Genomic DNA, 1,064 nt, shown 5'->3' on the forward strand with positions numbered 1-1,064 from the left:
CAAATATCACAGGAGATCTTGGCGGAAGCTTTACTTTTAATCCAATACCATCCGACGGAGCCACAATAGATACAACTAGTGGAACGATAACTAATGGAATTTCAGGAACCACATATACGATAGAATACACAAGTCCAGGAACCTGCGGAACAAGTAGCACACAAACGGTAACTGTTTTAACCTCCGGAAATGCTTCATTTTCTATGACAGCAACCTGTGATGGCGGAACATCAAATATCACAGGAGATCTTGGTGGGAGTTTTACGTTTAATCCGATCCCAACCGATGGAGCCACAATAGATGCAACTAGCGGAGCGGTAACGAATGGAATTTCAGGAACTATTTATACCATAGAATATACAAGTCCTGGAACCTGCGGAGTAAATAGCACGCAATCCGTAACCGTGTTAACCTCCGGAAACGCTGCTTTTAACATGACAGCAACTTGTGATGGAGGAACTGCAAATATTACAGGAGATCTTGGTGGAAGCTTTACTTTTAATCCAATACCATCCGATGGCGCAACAATAGACGCAAATAGCGGAACGATTACTAATGGTATTTCTGGAACAACCTATACGATAGAATACGCAAGTCCAGGAACCTGCGGAACAAGTAGCACACAAACGGTAACTGTTTTAACTTTAGGAGATGCTTCTTTTAATACGACAGCAACTTGTGATGGCGGCACCGCAAATATAACTGGAGATCTTGGTGGAAGTTTTACTTTTAATCCGATACCAACCGATGGAGCCACAATAGATACAACTAATGGAACGATAACTAATGGAATTTCAGGAACCACATATACGATAGAATACGCAAGTCCAGGAACCTGCGGAACAAGTAGCACACAAACGGTAACTGTTTTAACCTCCGGAAACGCTTCTTTTACTATGACAGCAACTTGTGATGGCGGAACCGCAAATATTACAGGAGATCTTGGCGGGAGTTTTACTTTTAATCCGATACCAATCGATGGCGCAACAATAAACGCAACTAGCGGATTGGTGACTAATGGTGTTTCAGGAGCGACCTATACTATTGAATACACAAGTCCAGGG

General features: G+C 42.6%; 1 pseudogene. It reads left to right on the plus strand.

What is annotated here, in order from left to right:
* Positions 1-1,064, plus strand: a pseudogene (locus tag ACVCXO_RS00360) (hypothetical protein); the annotation flags it as partial.

It is taken from the genome of Lacinutrix sp. MEBiC02404 (assembly GCF_053601575.1).